Origin of the sequence: Modestobacter sp. VKM Ac-2982 (assembly GCF_026967935.1) — a bacterium.
Classification (GTDB): Bacteria; Actinomycetota; Actinomycetes; order Mycobacteriales; family Geodermatophilaceae; genus Modestobacter.
The window spans coordinates 23,149-40,461 of the sequence record NZ_JAPVBL010000003.1 but is presented as its reverse complement, the minus strand read 5'-3'; the positions used below and the strand labels follow the sequence as shown (position 1 = coordinate 40,461).

Sequence of the window (17,313 nt, the reverse complement as noted above, 5' to 3'; positions counted from 1 at the left end):
GACGACGACGGACAGTGCCGCGCTGCCTAGGGTCGGCAGCATGGACCAGCCGCTGCTCGAACGGGTGGCCGCGTGGGCCAGGCGCCACCCCTTCGACGCGGACGTCCTCCTCGCCTGCCTGGTCGCGCTGGTCACGGTCCCGGTGCCCGGGCTCTCCGGGTTCGGCGGATCGAGCCCGGCGGCGACCGGCCTGCTGGGTCTGGCGCTGTGCGCGCCGCTGGCCTGGCGCCGCCGCCGCCCGGTCACCGCCGCTGCCGTGGTGGCGCTGGTCTGCCTGCTCCAACTGCTCCTGCTGCCCGGTGAGCTGCTGCTCGCCGACGTCGCCGTCCCGATGACGGTCTACGCGCTGAGGGCCTACGGTCCCCGCTGGGCAGGCCGGGCCGGACTGGTCATCGGGCTGCTCGGCGCCGTGCTCGCCGCCGCCACGTTCCTCGCGGGTTCGTCCCCCAACGTCGTCGCCACCACGACGGCCGTGCTCGGGGTGCTGGTCGTCGCGGCCTGGGCGCTGGGGTCGTTGCGCCGCACCCGCGCCCTGGACGCGGAGCCGGCCCAGGTCCCCGCCGCTGCGGACCAGCCGCTGCTGGAGCGCGCGGCCACGTGGCTGCGGCAGCACCCGTTCGGCGTCGACGCCGTCCTCGCCGGGGTCGCGGTGCTCGTCCTGGGCACCCTGTCCACGGACAGCACGTACTCAGGGTCCACCGCCGCCGCCTTCCTGCTGTCGCTGGTGCTGCTGGTCCCCCTGGCCTGGCGACGCCGCCGCCCGGTCCGTGCCGCCGCAGTCGTCGTCGTCGCCAGCCTGCTCGAGCTGGTGCTCGTGCCGGAGTACTTCCTGCCCGCGAACATCGCCGCCCCGGTGATGGTCTACGCGCTGGCCGCCTACGCCCCCCGCTGGGCCAGCCGGGCCGGGCTGGCCACCGGGCTGGTCGGCGCCGTGCTCGCCTCGGCCGTCTACTTCGGCGGGGGCACCTGGTTCGGCTTCGTCTTCGCCGCCGGCATCATCGGCGTGCTGGTGGTGGCGTGCTGGGCGCTGGGCGACCTGCGCCGGGCCCGGCTGCAGCAGGTCGCGGGCCTGGAGGAGCGCGCCCGACTGCTGGAGCTGGAACGGGAGCAGGAGATGCGGCTGGCGGCGTCCACCGAACGGGCCCGGATCGCCCGGGAGATGCACGACGTCGTCGCCCACTCGCTGTCGGTCGTCATCGCCCAGGCCGACGGCGGCCGGTACGCCGGGCAGACCGACCCGGCGGCCGCGACCGGCGCCCTCGACGCGATCTCGGCCACCGGCCGGCAGGCGCTGACCGACATGCGCAAGCTGCTCGGGGTGCTGCGCGAGGGCGACGGGGAGGAGTACGCCCCGCAGCCCGACGTCGCCGCGATCGACCAGCTCGTGGCCGACGTCCGGGCCAGCGGCCTGGCCGTCGACCTGATCGTCGAGGGCGACCCGCGCCCGTTGCCGGCCGGCGCGCAGCTGGCCGCCTACCGGATCGTGCAGGAGTCGCTGACCAACGTGCTCAAGCACGCCGGCCCGGCCGGCCGGGCGTGGGTGCGGCTGCACTGGCGGCCCGATGCGCTGGAGCTGGCCGTGCTGGACGACGGCCGGGGCGCATCGGCCGCGATCGTGGAGTCCGACGGCCAGGGACAGGGCCTGCTGGGCATGCGCGAACGGGCGGCGCTGCACGGCGGACGGCTTACCGCCGGGCCGCGGACCGGCGGCGGGTTCGGCGTGCACGCGTCCCTGCCCTACGGTCCACCACGATGAACAGCAGCCAGATCCGCGTCGTCCTCGTCGATGACCAGCAGCTGGTCCGGGCTGGGTTCCGGATGGTGATCGACTCCCAGCCCGACCTCACCGTGGTCGGGGAGGCCGGGGACGGCGCCGCGGCGGTCGAGCTGCTGCGCCGGACGCCGGCCGACGTCGTGCTGATGGACGTCCGGATGCCCGGCACCGACGGCATCGCCGCGACCGAGCTGGTGACGGCGCTCCCCGAGCCGCCCCGGGTCGTCGTGCTCACCACCTTCGACCTCGACGAGTACGTGGTCGCGGCGATCGGCGCCGGGGCCAGCGGCTTCCTGCTCAAGGACGCCCCGCCGGAGGAGATGCTGGCCGCGGTGCGCACCGTGCACGCTGGCGACTCGGTGATCGCGGCCAGCTCCACCCGCCGGCTGCTGCAGCACGTCGCGCCGATCCTGCGCGGGGCCGGCAACGGGGGCGGGACCGGCCAGGTCGACCCCAGCGCGCTGGCCGAGCTCACCCCTCGGGAGCGGGAGGTGCTGGTGCTGATGGCCTACGGCGCGTCCAACACCGAGATCGCCGCGCAGCTGTTCGTCAGCGAGGCGACGGTGAAGACCCACGTCGGCCGGGTGCTGTTCAAGACGGGCTCCCGGGACCGGGTGCAGGCCGTCGTCCTGGCCTACCGCACCGGCCTGGTCGCCCCCGCCGACCTCCTCCGCGACGCCTCCGCCTGCTGAAGGACCCCCTCCTCCCCACCACTCGCAGGCTCGCGGCGGACCCCTGGAGGGGGCCGGTCCGCCGAGTGCGGAGTTGCCGACGTCTGCCGGCCCGGCCAGGCGTCGACGAGACAGCACTCGGGCGCCGACCAGGGGCGGGGGCATGCACCTGGGGGATGACCTGGGTCAGCCCACAGGTGCACCACAGCCTCCGTGGAGACCAGCCCCTGCGGCGACGCGGGCGGAGGCCTCCGGGCGAGAACGTGATCTCAGTCGAAGACCACGTCTCTGGAGGCCGAAGTGTCCGTCCCCGTCATGACCGTCCCGGGTGAGCCTGCGGCCACGCAGTCCGCCGCCGTCCACGCCACCGACCTGCGCAAGACCTACGGCTCGGGTGAGACCGCGGTGCACGCACTGGCCGGCGTCGACGTCGCGTTCGACCGGGGCGCGTTCACCGCGATCATGGGCCCCTCGGGCTCGGGCAAGTCGACGCTGATGCACTGCCTGGCCGGCCTGGACGCTGCGACCAGCGGCAAGGTCTGGCTCGGCGACACCGAGCTGACCAGCCTGCGCGACGACCAGCTCACCACGCTGCGCCGCGAGCGGATCGGCTTCGTCTTCCAGTCGTTCAACCTGCTGCCGGTGCTCAACGCCCAGGACAACATCCTGCTGCCGATGCAGCTGGCCGGGCAGCGCCCGGACCGGGCGTGGATGGACTCCGTCATCAGCCGGCTCGGCCTGCGCGACCGGCTCCAGCACCGCCCGCACGAGCTCTCCGGCGGCCAGCAGCAGCGCGTCGCCGTGGCCCGGGCGCTGCTCCCCCGCCCCGACGTCGTCTTCGCCGACGAGCCGACCGGCAACCTGGACAGCCACGCCGGTGCCGAGGTGCTGGACCTGCTGCGCTCCAGCGTGCGGGAGACCGGCCAGACCGTGGTCATGGTCACCCACGACCCGGTGGCCGCCGCCTACGCCGACCGGGTCGTGCTGCTGGCCGACGGCCGGCTGGCCGGCGAGGTCCACCAGCCGACCACCGACTCGATCATCAACGCGCTCCGCGGGCTCGGGGGCTGACCGTCATGCGCGCAGGTGCCATGTCCCGAGTAACGCGAGCGAGCATCCGGGCACACGCCGGCCGGCTGGTCGCCTCGACCCTGGCGATCGTCATCGCCGTGGGCTTCGTGGTCGCCACCCTGGTGCTCAACGAGACCACGAAGGCCACCGTCCTGGAGGCGGCCGGCGCCCAGTACGTCGACGCCGACGTGGTGGTCACCTCCGACAGCGGCACCGGGCTGGCCGAGCACGTCGACACCCTCGCCGCGCTGACCGCCGTGCGGGCCGTCGACCCGACCTGGCAGACCTCCGTGCAGGCCGTGGCCCCCGGCCGCACCGGCGCCCAGTACCTGCTGGTCGAGTCGGTGGCCGGCGACCCGGGGCTGCGCTGGCAGCAGCTGGCCGACGGCTCGCTCCCGGTCCGCCCGGGCGAGGTCGCGGTCAGCGAACGCGTCGGCGCCACCGTCGGCGACGTCCTGCCGGTCACCGTCCACGACGACGAGGGGACCGCCACCACCGTCGACGCGACCGTGACCGGCGTGGTCGACCTGGGCGGCGACCCCACCGCCGGGATCTTCGGCAAGGCCTACGTCACCGCCGACCAGGCCCAGGCCTGGGGGGCGACGGAGCCGACCGAGCTGCGCATCGCCGGGCCGACCCGCACCGACCCCGGCCTCCTGGCCGAGGAGGTGCGCGCCACGCTGTCCGGCGAGGACGTCACCGTGCGCACCGGCACCGAGCAGGCCGAGGAGTCCGTCGCGATGCTCACCGGTGACGCCGACTGGCTCACCACCTCCCTGCTCGTGTTCGCCACCATCGCGGTGCTCGTCGCCGGGCTGGTCATCGCCAACACCTTCGCCGTGCTGCTGGCACAGCGGACCCGCGACCTGGCCCTGCTGCGCTGCATCGGCGCGACCTCCCGGCAGATCCGCCGCAGCGTGCTCGGCGAGGCCGTGCTCACCGGGCTGGTCGCCTCCGTGATCGGCGTGCTCGCCGGGATCGGGCTGGCCGCCGGCGTCTCGGCCCTGGTGTCCCGCATCGACTCCCCCATCCCGCTGTCCGGGGTGGCGGTGCCGCCGTACGCCATCGGCGTCGGCATCGTCGTCGGCACGATCACCACGCTGATCGCCGCGCTCTCCCCGGCCCGCGCCGCCACCCGGGTCGCCCCGCTGGCCGCGCTGCGCCCGACGGACCCGGCCCCGCTGCGTTCCCGCAGCGGCGTCGCCCGCCTGGTCACCGGCCTGCTGCTCACCGTCTCCGGCGTGGCGCTGATGAGCCTGGGCGTGGTGAGCGCGGACATCCTGATCTCGCTGGGCGGCGGGGTGCTCAGCTCGCTGGGGCTCCTGCTGCTCGCCCAGCGGGCGGTTCCGCCGGTCGTCGCGGCGGCTGGCCGGCTGCTCGGCCGGTTCGGCGGGCTCCCGGCGCGCCTGGCCAGCGGCAACGCGACCCGCAACCCCCGCCGGACGGCGGCCACCGCCACCGCGCTGCTGATCGGCGTCACGCTGACCACGGCGATGGTCGTCGGGGCCAGCTCCACCCGGGCCACCGCCCAGGCGGGACTGGCGGCCAACTACCCGACCGACGTGATCGTCCAGAGCTTCGACGAGCCCATCCCGGCCACGTTGCAGGGCCAGCTGGAGTCGGTGGAGGGCGTGGTGGAAGCCAGCGGGCTCACCGCCGCGACGGTCACCGGGCCGGACGGCACGGAGAGCTGGGTCAGCGGCGTCGACGCGGCCTCGGCGCTCCCGGTGCTGCGCTCGACGAGCGACGTCACGCTGCCCGAGCTCGGCCAGGTCGTGCTCGCCAACTGGGAGGCCGAGTCCTGGGACGCGCAGCCCGGCGACTCGCTGACGCTGACCGCTGGTGACCGCTCGCGCACGCTGACCGTGGTGGCCGGCGAGACCGACCGGACGCTGCTGGCCAGCACCGACCTGCAGGCGCTGGTGCCCGAGGCAGCCGTGGATACCATGTGGCTGCGGATGGCCGACGGGGTCGACCAGACGGCGGTGATCGACGAGGTCACCGACCTGGCCGGCACGGCGCTGCCCACCGCGTTCGTCACCGGGCTGGCCAGCGAGCGGGCCGCGATCGACGAGGTGGTCGACGTCCTGCTGCTGGTGGTCACCGGTCTGCTCGGGGTGGCCGTGCTCATCGCCCTGATCGGGGTCGGCAACACCCTGGCCCTGTCGGTGGTCGAGCGGCGCCAGGAGAGCGGCCTGCTGCGGGCACTGGGGCTGACCCGGCGCCAGCTGCGCGCGCTGCTGGCCTGGGAGGCGGTGCTCGTCGCCGGGGTCGCTGCGGTGCTCGGGGTGCTGGTCGGCGGCGCCTACGGCCTGGTAGGAGCGGCCTCGGCGCTCGGCGAGATCGGCGAGGTGGTGATCAGCATCCCGTGGCTGCAGATCGGCGCGATCGTGCTGGTCGCCACGGTGGCCGGGCTGCTGGCCTCGGTGCTGCCGGCCCGGCGGGCCGCGAAGACCCCGCCGGTGGCGGCGATCGCCGGCTGACGAGGGCCTCCGCACCGCACCCGTGACCCGGGGGCGGGGAGTCCTCCGGACGCTTGTGCTCTGCTCACCCCCGGTGAGCAGAGCACAAGCGTCTTCCCCATCACTTCCTGGGCAACGCCCAGCTGCGTCGGGGATGCTGGGGACGTGCCGTTCCTCCGTCGTGTCGCCACCGCCACCGCTGCCACCGCCCTGCTGGGCGGCGCGAGCTGGGTCGCCCGCGCCGCCTGGGGCCTGCCCGTCGCCCTCGGCGCCAGCCAGCGCCGGCTCCGCCCGATCGTCACCGGCTCGTCCCAGTTCGCCGAGGGCAAGTTCCACAACAACCTGCCGACCCCGGCGCTCCCCCCGGCCAACGCCCGGGACGGCCTGCTCCGCCAGTGGCACGAGGACCGGCACAAGGGGCTGCCCGGCGGGCCGATCCCGCTGACCGTCCCGGAGGTGCCCGAGCAGGCCGCCGAGCTGGCGGTCACCTGGTTCGGGCACTCGAGCGCACTGCTCGAGATCGACGGCCGGCGGGTGCTGGTCGACCCGGTGTGGGGCGCGCGGGTGTCCCCCTCCCCGCTGCTCGGCCCCACCCGGCTGCACGAGCCCCCGGCACCGGTCGAGAGCCTGCCGCCGGTCGACGCCGTGCTGATCAGCCACGACCACTACGACCACCTCGACCTGCCCACCGTGCGGGCCCTGGTGCGCGAGCAGTCGGCGCCGTTCGTCGTCCCGCTCGGCATCGGGGCGCACCTGCGCCGGTGGGGTGTGCCGGACGACCGGATCGTCGAGCTGGACTGGGACGGCGCCACGACCGTCGCCGGGCTCACCCTCACCTGCACCGAGGCCCGGCACTTCTCCGGCCGGTTCTTCGCCCGGGACACCACGCTCTGGTCGTCCTGGGTGGTGGCCGGCCCCCGGCACCGGGTGTTCTTCGGCGGCGACACCGGCTACACCCCGGCCTTCGCCGGGATCGGCGCGCGCCTGGGGCCCTTCGACCTGACGCTGCAGCCGATCGGCGCCTACAACGACGCCTGGCACGCCATCCACATGGACCCGGAGGAGGCCGTGCGCGCGCACGGCGACCTGGGCGGCCGGGTGCTCGTGCCGATCCACTGGGCGACGTTCAACCTGGCCTTCCACCGCTGGGCCGAGCCCGTGCAGCGGATGCTCGCCGCCGCCGAGGCCCGCGGGGTGCAGGTCGTCGTCCCGCAGCCCGGTGAGCGGGTCGACGTGCTGGCGCCACCCCCGCTGCGCGACTGGTGGACGGCGGTCGGCTCGGCCGACGACGTCCCCCCGGGCCGGCCTGCGGCCACCCCCGCCCGCGTCCGGCGGCTGGGCTCCCGGCAGGCCGGCAGCCGGGGCTGACGGCCGCGCCGCGCGGCGCGGGCGGCAGCGCGGTCAGCCGACCAGCAGGGCGCTGCGGTCGGTGCGGGTCAGCGCCCGGCCGGCCAGCGCCACCAGGACGACGGCGGCGGCGCTGATCGCGGCCACGGCGACCTGCTGCGACCCCTCGGCGGCAGCGATGCCGAGCAGACCCCAGATGACCGCGGCCGCGAACGGGCCGGCGGCGACGTGGGAGCCGAGGAGCACCGCGGCGGCGATCCCGGCGACCGTGACCAGCGCGGCGACGGCCCAGGCCTGGGCCGCCAGGGTGTCCGGGGACAGCCCGAGCGCCACCCCGGCGCTGCCCACGGCGGCCACCGATGCCACGGTGAGCCAGCCCAGCAGCAGCCCGGCGGTGGCCCGCGGCAGCAGCCGGGCCAGCCCGTCGGCCGGCACCGTCTGCAGCCGGACGTAGGCCACGGCGGCCGCCGCGGTGATGCCGAAGATCAGCAGGGTGGCGACGTACTGCCAGGCCCCGCCCAGTGGGAAGACGACCTCCCAGACGGCGTTCCCGGCGAACGTGATCGCCAGCGGCCACCCGGTGCGCCGGTGCACCTCGCGCTCGCGCTGGGCGGGCAGCGCCTGGTAGACCGCCCAGGCCAGCGACCCGGCGAAGATCAGGCCCCAGATGCTGAAGGCCCAGCCGGCCGGGGTGACCAGCGAGCGGTCGGCGTCGCTGACGTCGCCGACGCTGCGGCCGGCGATGGCGGAGCCCAGCGGGCTCCCGACGATCTGGGCGACCGCCGCAGCGACCACCGCGACGACGCGGGGGGTGTCCCTCATCGGTTCCTCCTCGTCCGCTCCTGCTCGTCGGCTCCTCCCGGTCCGTCGAGCCACCGGGATCGGCCGCGTCCGGCTGCGGGCTACCCGGTCAGGGCGGCGAGCACGCCGGGGAGCTCCAGGAGATCGGGGACCTCGTGCTGCGGCTGCGGCCCGTCCGGGTCGACCCGGTGCCCCGGCCGGCGCACCCTGACGACGGTGAGCCCGGCCTCCAGGGCCCCCCGGGTGTCCCGCGCGGATGCGGGGACGTGCACCGCGGCCCCGGCCTCGGCCGCCCGCTGGTAGATCTCCGGGTGCGGTTTGTAGGCGCGCAGCCGCTCGCTGGTGAGGACGGCGTCCGGGTGCACCAGGTCGGCGGCGCGGGTGCGGGCGAACAGGTCGTCGTCCACGTTGGACAGCACCCCGACCTGGTGCTGCTCGGCCACCAGCGGCAGCGCCCGGCCGACGTCGGGCCACAGCGGCCAGTCCGGCAGCGACGCCAGCAGCGCGAGGGTGTCTGCGGTGGGGTCGGCGTCCAGGCCCCGGGCGGCGTAGGTGTCGGCGAGGGCGCGCCGGCAGTGCTCGGCGAAGGGCACCCAGTCGGTGACGTCCTTCTGCGAGGCCTTGTTGCGGGCGTCCCAGTCGTCGTACAGGTCGCTGCCGGCGACGTCCCAGCCGTGGCCGGTCGCCAGCCGGTCGAACACCGCCGACCCGCCCGTCCGGGAGTCGATCAACGCGCTGAACAGGTCGAAGGTCACCAGGGCCATGCGCCCATCGTGGCCCTGCCGGCTCGGCACAGCAGCCCGGGTACCGGGACGTCAGCGGAGCAGCTTGGACATCCGCCGGTCGGCCAGCGGCTTGCCACCGGTCTGGCAGGTCGCGCAGTACTGCAGCGAGGTGTCGGCGAAGGATACCTCGCGCACGGTGTCCCCGCAGACCGGGCAGGGCAGCCCGGTGCGGGCGTGCACCTGCAGGCCGGCCCGCTTCTCGCCCTTGAGCGTCGCCGCCCGCTGCCCCAGCTGACGGTCCAGGGCCCCGGTCAGCGTCTCCCGCATCGCCGCGTGCAACCGGAGCAGCTCGTCGTCGGTGACCTTGTCGGCCATCTTGAAAGGGGAGAGCCGGGCGGCGTGCAGGATCTCGTCGGAGTAGGCGTTCCCGATCCCGGAGAGCACGGTCTGGTCGGTGAGGGTGCCCTTGAGCTGGGTGCGCCGGCCGGCCAGCAGCGCCCCGAGCGTCTCGGCGTCCAGCTCCAGTGCGTCCGGGCCCAGCCGGGCGATGCCCGGCACCTCGGCCGGCGAGCGGACCACGTAGACAGCCAGTCCCTTGCGGGTGCCCTGCTCGGTCAGGTCGAAGCCCTCGGGGAGCTCCCCCTCGCGCGGCTCCAGGTGCACCCGCAGCGCCAGCGGCCCCTTCCCCGGCTTGGGCGGCGGGGTGGGCAGGTTCTGCCGCCAGTGCAGCCAGCCCGCCCGGGCCAGGTGGACGACGAGGTGCAGCCCGGAGACGTCCAGGTCGAGGAACTTGCCGTGCCGGGTGGCGCCGGTGAGCTCCAGCCCGGCCAGCGAGGACAGCGGCGGGTCGAAGGTCTTGATCGCCTGCACCGCGGCCAGGTCGACGCGCGTGACGATCCGGCCGACCGCGTTCTCCCGCAGGAACGCCGCCAGCGCCTCCACCTCGGGCAACTCGGGCACCCGCCCATGATCCACGCCGGACGCCGTCCCCGTCGTCCTCCGTCACCCCCCTGACCACCAAAATGGCCATTTTGGTGGTCAGCCGAGGGCGGCGGCCATGCGGTCGACGACGGTGCGGAGCACCGGGCGGGGGGTGGCCAGGTTCAGCCGCACGTGCCCGGCCCCGGGGGCGCCGCACTCCGGGCCGTCGACCAGTGCCACCCCGGCCTCGCGCAGGAAGAACTCCCCCAGCGGCTCCTCGATGCCCAGTTCCCGGCCGTCCAGCCAGGCCAGGTAGGTGCCCTCCGGCGGGGTGTACCGCACGCGCGGCAGGTGTTCGGCGAGCAGCTCGGCCAGCAGCCGGCGGTTGCCGTCCAGGTAGGTCAGGACGTCGTCCAGCCACTCCTCCCCCTGCTCGTACGCCGCCGTGCTGGCCAGCACCCCGGGGGTCGATGCGCCGTGACCGGCCAGCTCGCCGACCTCGGCCCAGTGCGCGGCGTCGGCGGGGTTGGACAGCAGCAGCTGCGCGGCCTTGAGCCCGGGCACGTTGAACGCCTTGGACGCCGACGTCGCGGTCACCGTGTGCCGGGCCGTGGTCTCCGACAGCGCGGCGTAGGGCCGGTGCACCGCGCCCGGGTACACCAGCGGTGCGTGGATCTCGTCGGCGAACACCCGGGCGCCGTTCCGGTCCACCACCTCGGCCAGGGCGAGCTGCTCGTCCGCGGTGAACACCCGGCCCACCGGGTTGTGCGGGTTGACGTGCACCAGCAGGGCACCGGGGGTCAGCGCCCGGTCCAGCGCCGCCAGGTCGTGGGTGACCCGGCCGTCGTGGACGACCATCGGCACCTCGACGAGCTCGCGGCCCATCAGCCGCGGCACCTTCAGGAAGGGCATGTACGCCGGGGTGGGCAGCACCACCGGGGCACCGGGCGGGGTGAAGTGCTCGATCGCGGCCTGCAGCCCGGCGACGACGTCGGCCAGCGGGGTGATCCACTCGGCCGGCAGCTCCCAGCCGTACCGGCGGCGCTGCCAGCCGGCGCACGCCTGCGCCATCGCAGTGGCGATCGGGGTGGGCAGGTAGCCCAGTGCCCCGGCGTCGACCGCGTCGTGCAGCGCGCGGGTCACCACCGGCGCCGTCCCGAAGTCCATCTCGGCGACCCATCCGCCCAGTGCGTCGCCGTACCGCGTCCACTTGAGGCTGCCGGCCGACCGCAGCGCGTCCTCGGTCAGTGCGTCGAAGGAGGTGCCCACCCGAGTCAGTCTGCGTCTCCGGGCACGTCGGCGGTGGCCCCGGGCTCGGCGCGGGCGGACTCCTCCACCGCCGCCGCGACCGCCTGGGCGACGGCGGGGTCGAAGACGCTCGGGATGATGTAGTTGGCGTTGAGCTGGTCGTCGCCCACCACCGCGGCCAGCGCGTCGGCGGCGGCCAGCAGCATGCCCGGGCGGATCTCCTTGGCCCGGGCGTCGAGCAACCCGCGGAAGACCCCGGGGAACGCCAGCACGTTGTTGATCTGGTTCGGCAGGTCCGACCGGCCGGAGGCGACGACGGTGGCGTACTGGCGCGCCCGCACCGGGTCGACGTCCGGCGTGGGATTCGCCATCGGGAAGACCACCGCCCGCTCGGCCATCCCGGCGAGCACCTCGGCCTGGATCACGTTGGCCGCGCTGACCCCGATGAACACGTCCGCGCCCTGGAGCGCCTCGGGCAGCTCACCGCGCCGGCAGGCGGGGTTGGTGCGCCGGGCCAGGTCCAGCTTGGCCGGGGAGAGCCGCTCGTCGTCAGGGGCGAGGATGCCCTCCCGGTCCCAGACCAGCACGTTCGTGGCCCCGGCCTCGAGCAGCAGGGTGACGATCGCCGTCCCGGCCGCCCCACCGCCGGCGACGACGACCGCGACGTCCTCGAGCTGCTTGTCCACCACCCGCAGCGCGTTGCGCAGTGCGGCGAGCACGCAGATCGCCGTGCCGTGCTGGTCGTCGTGGAAGACCGGGATGTCCAGCTTCTCCCGCAGCCGGGCCTCGATCTCGAAGCAGCGCGGGGCGGAGATGTCCTCCAGGTTGATCCCGCCGAACCCGGGGGCGATCAGCTCGACGGTGCGCACGATCTCGTCGACGTCCTGGGTGTCCAGCGCGATCGGCCAGGCGTCGATGTCGCCGAACCGCTTGAACAGCGCCGCCTTGCCCTCCATGACGGGCATGGACGCGCCCGGCCCGATGTCGCCCAGCCCCAGCACCGCCGAGCCGTCGGTGACCACCGCGACCGTGTTGCCCTTGATGGTGAGCCGGCGGACGTCCTCCGGGTGCTCGGCCAGCGCCATGCAGACCCGGGCGACGCCGGGGGTGTAGGCCATCGACAGGTCGTCGCGGGTCTTGAGCGGCACCTTGGAGGCGACCTCCAGCTTGCCGCCCAGGTGCAGCAGGAACGTGCGGTCGCTGACCTTGCGCACGTGCACGTGGTCGACCGCATCGAGGGCGGCGACGACCTCCTCGGAGTGCTCGGCGTCGGCAGCCGAGCAGGTGACGTCGACGGTGAGGCCGTCGGGGCGGGACTCGACGACGTCGATCGCGGTGACCGCGCCACCGGCGTTGCCCACTGCGGTGGCGATCCGGCCGACGCTGGCCGGGTCGCCGTCGGCGGTGAGCCGCACGGTGATCGAGTAGGACGCCGACGTCACCGGCCCGCGGTGGACGACGGGTGCGGCAGCCGAGTCAGGAGTGAGGGACGTCACTGGACCATCGTGGCACCACCAACCCCGTTTTTCCACCTGCCGGGTGATCTATCCCACCATGCGGAACTCAGGACGGGAGTTCGGCGGCCCGTTGCTCGGCCCGGGCCTTGAGCCCCACCGCGAACTGGCGGAACGCCGGGTTGAGGTCGGGGACGGTGCGGATCATCAGCGGCGCCAGCGGGCCGCGGTACTCCTCGCGCACGGTGAACGCGGTGCTGCCGTCGCCCTGCGGGTCGAGCCGGAAGGTGCGCTCGGCGACGAACAGGCCCAGCGGCAGGCCGCTGTGCCAGCGCATCGACTCCGCCGGCCGGATCTCTGTCACCGCGACCCGCAGCGGCCGGCGCCGGGTGCCGGTGGCGACCAGCAGCAGCGGGGCACCGAGCCGCACGGCGCCCTCCACCCGGTCGATCCCGGAGTTCCAGTCACGCCAGCCGCCGACGTCGACCAGGACCGCCCACACCTGCTCGGCTCCGGCGTCGATCCGGGTGGCCGCCTCGTAGCTCCTCATCAGGACCGAGTGTGCTCTTCGTCACCCATCGACGGAAGGGTCAGCCGCGGCGGCGCCGGGTCCGGCGGCGCACCGGCCGCGGCGACCTCGCCCAGCCGGTCCCCCCACGCGACCAGCCCCTCGGTGTCCACGCCGTGCCGGGCGGCGGCCGGCCCGGCGGTGTGCAGCGACCGCGCGCCCCGGGTCAGCAGGGTCGCGGCACCCGGCAGGTTGCCGCGCAGCACGTGGGTCAGGCCGACGGCAAGCTGGGCGAGCCCGCGCCACAGGTCCCGCTCGTCGTCCGGGCCGGTCTTCCACGCGTCCTCGAGAACCTCGTGGGCGTGGAAGGGCCGGCCGGCGTCGAGCAGCTGCTGCGCCTCCGCCAGCGTCTGACCGGGCGTGCGGACCAGCCCCTCCGGGGCCCGCGGCTCGCCCGGTGACCCGTGCGGCAGCGGCCGGCCCAGCGCGTCGCGCGGTCGGGCGTTGCGGGCCCGACCGGCGTCGTCCCGGTCACGGGGCTCCCCCATCACGTCAGCGCAGGACGGTGGTGAGCCGGACCTGCACGCCGTCGCCGGCCTCGGTGATGTCGACGTGGTCGCACAGCTGGCGGGCCAGCCACAGCCCCATGCCGCCCAGCGAGAGGTCGTCGCCGTGGGCTGGGCCGTAGCCGATGAACGGGTCCTGCAGTCCGGTGCCGTGGTCGGTCACCGTGCAGACCAGCCGGTCGTCGCCGGCCCACAGCCGCAGGTCGACCGGCGGCCGGCCGTGGCGCAGCGCGTTCGTGGTCATCTCGTCGACGGCGAGGAGGAAGTCCTCCAGCGCGGGCTCCGAACCGGTCGGCAACCGGGCGTCGGCAGCCCGGGTGGCGAGGTCACGACGCAGCCCGCGCAGGTCGCGCACCGAGTCCGCGTGCACGAGCGGCTCGGTCGCCTCCAGCGGCTCGGGCGGGACGGGCACCGAGGCCAGGTACTCCCCGGGGTCGACGTGATCGGGGTTCGCCTGCTCCTGCCCGTCGACCTGGAGCGCCGGGTGGGTGGCGCGGGCTGCGTCGACCAGGGGCTCCGGCAACCGCCGGGTGTCGCACAGGCAGAGGACCATCAGCGGGTCGTCACCGGTGCGGTGCGCGTCCGCGAGCTGGTGGTCCAGGACGGCGTCGTACCGCTGCCACTCTCGCCAGGTGTCGTGGTCGGACCCGGGCAAGGGTTCCAGGACGACGCGGACCACCGCACTGGCGGCCACCCGGTGGCGCTCCCCGAGACGGCGGACGGCGGTGATCGCCGCGGCCGGCCCGTTCCCGTACACGTCGGACCACGGGACCCAGGTCACCTGCGGCCGGTCGCTGAGCGCGTGCTGCAGGAGCTGGGTGGTCCGGTCACTGCAAGCGATCACCACCGGTTCCCCGGCGTCCAGCCCGGCGCAGACGAAGGTCACGGTGCCGTCGACCAACTCGGCGTCCGAGTCGCCGATCAGCGCCCGGTGTCTGCCGGACCCGGCTGCCCCGTCCATGCCTGCTGATCCCCGTCCTGCCCGTCGCGGAGCCGCCGTCCTGGCAGCCGTGTCCACGGCGTCCCTACCCGCTCACGACCCAGCTAGGCGTGCAGCCGGCCGGGAGCTGACGAGGAGGCCGGAGAAGCGGGTTGCCGTGCGGTCACATCCGTGGAAGATGGGCAGCGAGGACGGCCGCCGCACGGCACGCCGCCCCCGCACCGACCCGCGGTCGACTCGACCGGTCCGGACCTGGAGGGGGCGACATGACCACGTCCACAGCACTCGCCGACCAGCTCACCGACGACGTCCTGCCCGACGTCGACGCCGCCCGGGAGCACGTCGCCGCCCGCGCGCTGCACCCGGCGCCGACCGGGCCGATCGGGCTGGAGCTCGAGGCCCACCTGGTCGACCGGGCCTCTCCCGGCACCCGGGTGCCCTGGCACCGGGTCACCGCCGCCGTCGCGACGCTGCCCCCGCTGGACGGCGGCAGCCGGGTCACCTTGGAGCCCGGCGGCCAGGTCGAGCTGTCCGGCCCACCGGCCGCCGACGTCACGGCGGCGGTCACCGGCCTGCGGGCCGACCTCGCGGCCGTCCGGGACCGGCTGGCCGCGGCGGGCCTGGGGCTGGCCCCGCTGGGCGCGGACCCGTGCCGCCCGGCGCAGCGGGTGAGCCCGGGCTCCCGCTACGTGGCGATGGAGGAGCACTTCCAGGCGCTGGGGCACCGGGCGGCCGGGGTCACGATGATGACCAGCACCGCGGCGCTGCAGGTCAACGTGGAGGCCGGGCCTCGACCCGGGTGGGCCGCGCGGGTCCGGCTGGCCCAGGCGCTCGGCCCGGTGCTGGTGGCGGTCTCCGCCTGCTCACCGATGCTGGCCGGCAGCGAGACCGGCTGGCGTTCCGGGCGGCAGCGGATCTGGGCCCAGTTGGACCCCGGTCGCTGTGGACCCCTGCCCGGTGGGCCCGACCCGACCGACGAGTGGGCCGCGTTCGCCCTGGCGGCGCCGGTGATGCTGGTGCGCGGACCGGCGGGCGACGCCGTCCCGGTGCGCGGCCGGACGTCGTTCGCGGACTGGGTCCGCGGGGCGGGGCCGACCGATCGGCGGCCGACCGTGGCCGACCTGGAGTACCACCTGACCACGCTGTTCCCGCCGGTCCGACTGCGCGGCTACCTGGAGCTGCGGTACCTCGACGCCGCGCCCGAACCGTGGTGGCCGGCGCTCTCGGCGGTGGCCGGCACCCTGCTCGACGACCCGGTGGCCGCCGACACCGCCGCCGCCGCGACCGAGCCGGTCGCCGGCCGCTGGGAGCCGGCCACCCGGATCGGACTGGCCGACCCGGAGCTGCACGCGGCCGCCGCCGCCTGCCTGGAGGTGGCCGTGCGCCGGGCCCCGTTGGGCCTGCGGCCACAGGTCACGGCCCTCGCCGAGCTGGTCGAGCGCCGGGCCAGCCCCGGCGACGCCCTGCTGCACACCGCCCGGACCGCCGGCCCGGCAGCCGCGCTGCTGGCCGCCACCCACGACACCGAGGAGGGGACATGACCGACCTGAGGGAGACCCTCGCCCGGGAGCTCACCCGCGCCCGGGAACGCACCCTGCTGCTCACCGAGCACGACGAGCCCGAGCTGCTGCGCCAGCACTCGCCGCTGATGAGCCCGCTGGTCTGGGACCTGGCCCACGTCGGCCAGCAGGAGGACCTGTGGCTGCTGCGCGGCGGCGACGCCCGGTGCACCGGGGTGCTGCCGCCGGACGTCGAGCAGCTCTACGACGCCTTCACCCACCCCCGGGCCGCACGGGTCCGGCTCCCGCTGCTGCCCCCGGTGGAGGCCCGGGCGTTCTGCGCCGAGGTGCGCGGCCGGGTGCTGGACCGGCTCGACCGGTCCGGCCCGGACGACGACCCGTTCGACGTCGCGATGGTGGTCAGCCACGAGCAGCAGCACGACGAGACGATGCTGCAGACCCTGCAGCTGCGCGCCGGCCCACCACTGCTGGGCACCGGCTCCCGGCTCCCGGCCGGCCGGCCGGGGCTGGCGGGCACCACCGTGCTGGTCCCCGGCGGGCCCTTCCGCCTCGGGGTCGACGGCACCGAGGAGCCGTTCTCCCTGGACAACGAGCGGCCGGCGCACGTCGTCGACGTCCCGGCGTTCCGGATCGGGCGGGTGCCGGTCACCAACGCCGAGTACGCCGCCTTCGTCGCCGACGGCGGCTACACCGACCATCGCTGGTGGTCGGCGCGCGGCTGGCAGCACCGCTGCGACGCGGGCCTGACCGCACCGGAGTTCTGGGGCCCCGAGGGCACCCGGACCCGGTTCGGCCTGGTCGAGGAGCTGCCGGCGGACGAACCGGTCCAGCACGTGACCTTCTTCGAGGCCGAGGCGTACGCCGCCTGGGCCGGTGGCCGGCTGCCGACCGAGGAGGAGTGGGAGAAGGCGGCTGTCTGGGACCCGGCCACCGGTGGCCGGCGGCGGTTCCCCTGGGGCGCGGCGGACCCGACCCCGGAGCTGGCCAACCTCGGCGGCTCGGCGCTGCGCCCGGCTCCGGTGGGCGCCTACCCCGCCGGCGCCTCGGCGCTCGGGGTGGAGCAGCTGATGGGGGACGTCTGGGAGTGGACCTCCTCGGACTTCCGGCCGTGGCCCGGCTTCACCCCGATGCTCTACGCCGACTACTCCGCACCCTTCTTCGGCGGCGACTACAAGGTGCTGCGCGGGGCCTCCTGGGCGGTCGGCGCCTCGGTGTCCCGGCCGAGCTTCCGCAACTGGGACCACCCGGTGCGCCGCCAGGTCTTCAGCGGCATCCGACTCGCCTTCGACGCATGACCGGAGCCGT

The 17,313-nt window shown here is 75.4% G+C and carries 15 protein-coding genes; 7 read left to right on the top strand and 8 right to left on the bottom strand.

The window, feature by feature from the left end:
* Positions 1 to 40 precede the first annotated feature (40 nt).
* The 5 genes from O2W20_RS10920 (at position 41) to O2W20_RS10900 (ending at position 7,346) form a co-directional block, all read left to right on the top strand.
* On the top strand, positions 41 to 1,756 hold the full coding sequence (locus O2W20_RS10920) for a sensor histidine kinase (RefSeq protein ID WP_269172599.1): 1,716 nt from the start codon (positions 41 to 43) through the stop codon (positions 1,754 to 1,756).
* A complete protein-coding gene (locus O2W20_RS10915) occupies positions 1,753 to 2,466 on the top strand; it encodes a response regulator (RefSeq protein ID WP_269172600.1) in 714 nt (237 codons plus the stop codon). The genes O2W20_RS10920 and O2W20_RS10915 overlap by 4 nt, the downstream gene beginning before the upstream one ends.
* Positions 2,467 to 2,745: 279 nt before the next feature.
* Positions 2,746 to 3,516: an ABC transporter ATP-binding protein gene (locus O2W20_RS10910; RefSeq protein WP_269172601.1), complete on the top strand. Its 771-nt coding sequence runs from the start codon at positions 2,746 to 2,748 to the stop codon at positions 3,514 to 3,516.
* Between the two features lie 20 nt (positions 3,517 to 3,536).
* On the top strand, positions 3,537 to 5,999 hold the full coding sequence (locus O2W20_RS10905) for an ABC transporter permease (RefSeq protein ID WP_269172602.1): 2,463 nt from the start codon (positions 3,537 to 3,539) through the stop codon (positions 5,997 to 5,999).
* A 144-nt stretch (positions 6,000 to 6,143) separates the two neighbouring features.
* The gene (locus tag O2W20_RS10900; protein ID WP_269172603.1) at positions 6,144 to 7,346 is read left to right on the top strand and encodes an MBL fold metallo-hydrolase; all 1,203 of its coding nucleotides are present in this window, start codon (positions 6,144 to 6,146) and stop codon (positions 7,344 to 7,346) included.
* A gap of 33 nt (positions 7,347 to 7,379) precedes the next feature.
* Here the strand turns inward: O2W20_RS10900 and O2W20_RS10895 are convergent, their stop codons facing one another.
* The 8 genes from O2W20_RS10895 to O2W20_RS10860 form a co-directional block, all read right to left on the bottom strand.
* Complete coding sequence (locus O2W20_RS10895; RefSeq protein ID WP_269172604.1) at positions 7,380 to 8,147, bottom strand: hypothetical protein; 768 nt, start codon at positions 8,145 to 8,147, stop codon at positions 7,380 to 7,382.
* 80 nt (positions 8,148 to 8,227) lie between these two features.
* On the bottom strand, positions 8,228 to 8,890 hold the full coding sequence (locus O2W20_RS10890) for an HAD family hydrolase (protein ID WP_269172605.1): 663 nt from the start codon (positions 8,888 to 8,890) through the stop codon (positions 8,228 to 8,230).
* Between the two features lie 51 nt (positions 8,891 to 8,941).
* Positions 8,942 to 9,811 (bottom strand): Fpg/Nei family DNA glycosylase, encoded by an 870-nt coding sequence (locus tag O2W20_RS10885; RefSeq protein ID WP_269172606.1) that lies wholly within the window; start codon positions 9,809 to 9,811, stop codon positions 8,942 to 8,944.
* Positions 9,812 to 9,889: 78 nt separating this feature from the next.
* Positions 9,890 to 11,041: a MalY/PatB family protein gene (locus O2W20_RS10880; protein WP_269172607.1), complete on the bottom strand. Its 1,152-nt coding sequence runs from the start codon at positions 11,039 to 11,041 to the stop codon at positions 9,890 to 9,892.
* A gap of 5 nt (positions 11,042 to 11,046) precedes the next feature.
* Entirely contained in the window at positions 11,047 to 12,516 is a 1,470-nt protein-coding gene (locus tag O2W20_RS10875; protein ID WP_269172608.1) for an NAD-dependent malic enzyme, read from the bottom strand.
* A gap of 67 nt (positions 12,517 to 12,583) precedes the next feature.
* Positions 12,584 to 13,024, bottom strand: a complete 441-nt coding sequence (locus tag O2W20_RS10870) for an SRPBCC domain-containing protein (RefSeq protein WP_269172609.1) — start codon at positions 13,022 to 13,024, stop codon at positions 12,584 to 12,586.
* On the bottom strand, positions 13,024 to 13,530 hold the full coding sequence (locus O2W20_RS10865; RefSeq protein ID WP_269172610.1) for a DUF309 domain-containing protein: 507 nt from the start codon (positions 13,528 to 13,530) through the stop codon (positions 13,024 to 13,026). Before O2W20_RS10865 ends, O2W20_RS10870 begins: the two co-directional genes overlap by 1 nt.
* A gap of 4 nt (positions 13,531 to 13,534) precedes the next feature.
* On the bottom strand, positions 13,535 to 14,509 hold the full coding sequence (locus O2W20_RS10860; RefSeq protein WP_269172611.1) for a sensor histidine kinase: 975 nt from the start codon (positions 14,507 to 14,509) through the stop codon (positions 13,535 to 13,537).
* A 245-nt stretch (positions 14,510 to 14,754) separates the two neighbouring features.
* Here O2W20_RS10860 and egtA point away from each other — a divergent pair, with 245 nt between their 5' ends.
* Positions 14,755 to 16,029: an ergothioneine biosynthesis glutamate--cysteine ligase EgtA gene (gene egtA, locus O2W20_RS10855; RefSeq protein WP_269172612.1), complete on the top strand. Its 1,275-nt coding sequence runs from the start codon at positions 14,755 to 14,757 to the stop codon at positions 16,027 to 16,029.
* On the top strand, positions 16,026 to 17,303 hold the full coding sequence (gene egtB / locus O2W20_RS10850) for an ergothioneine biosynthesis protein EgtB (RefSeq protein ID WP_269172613.1): 1,278 nt from the start codon (positions 16,026 to 16,028) through the stop codon (positions 17,301 to 17,303). Before egtA ends, egtB begins: the two co-directional genes overlap by 4 nt.
* Positions 17,304 to 17,313: the final 10 nt, after the last annotated feature.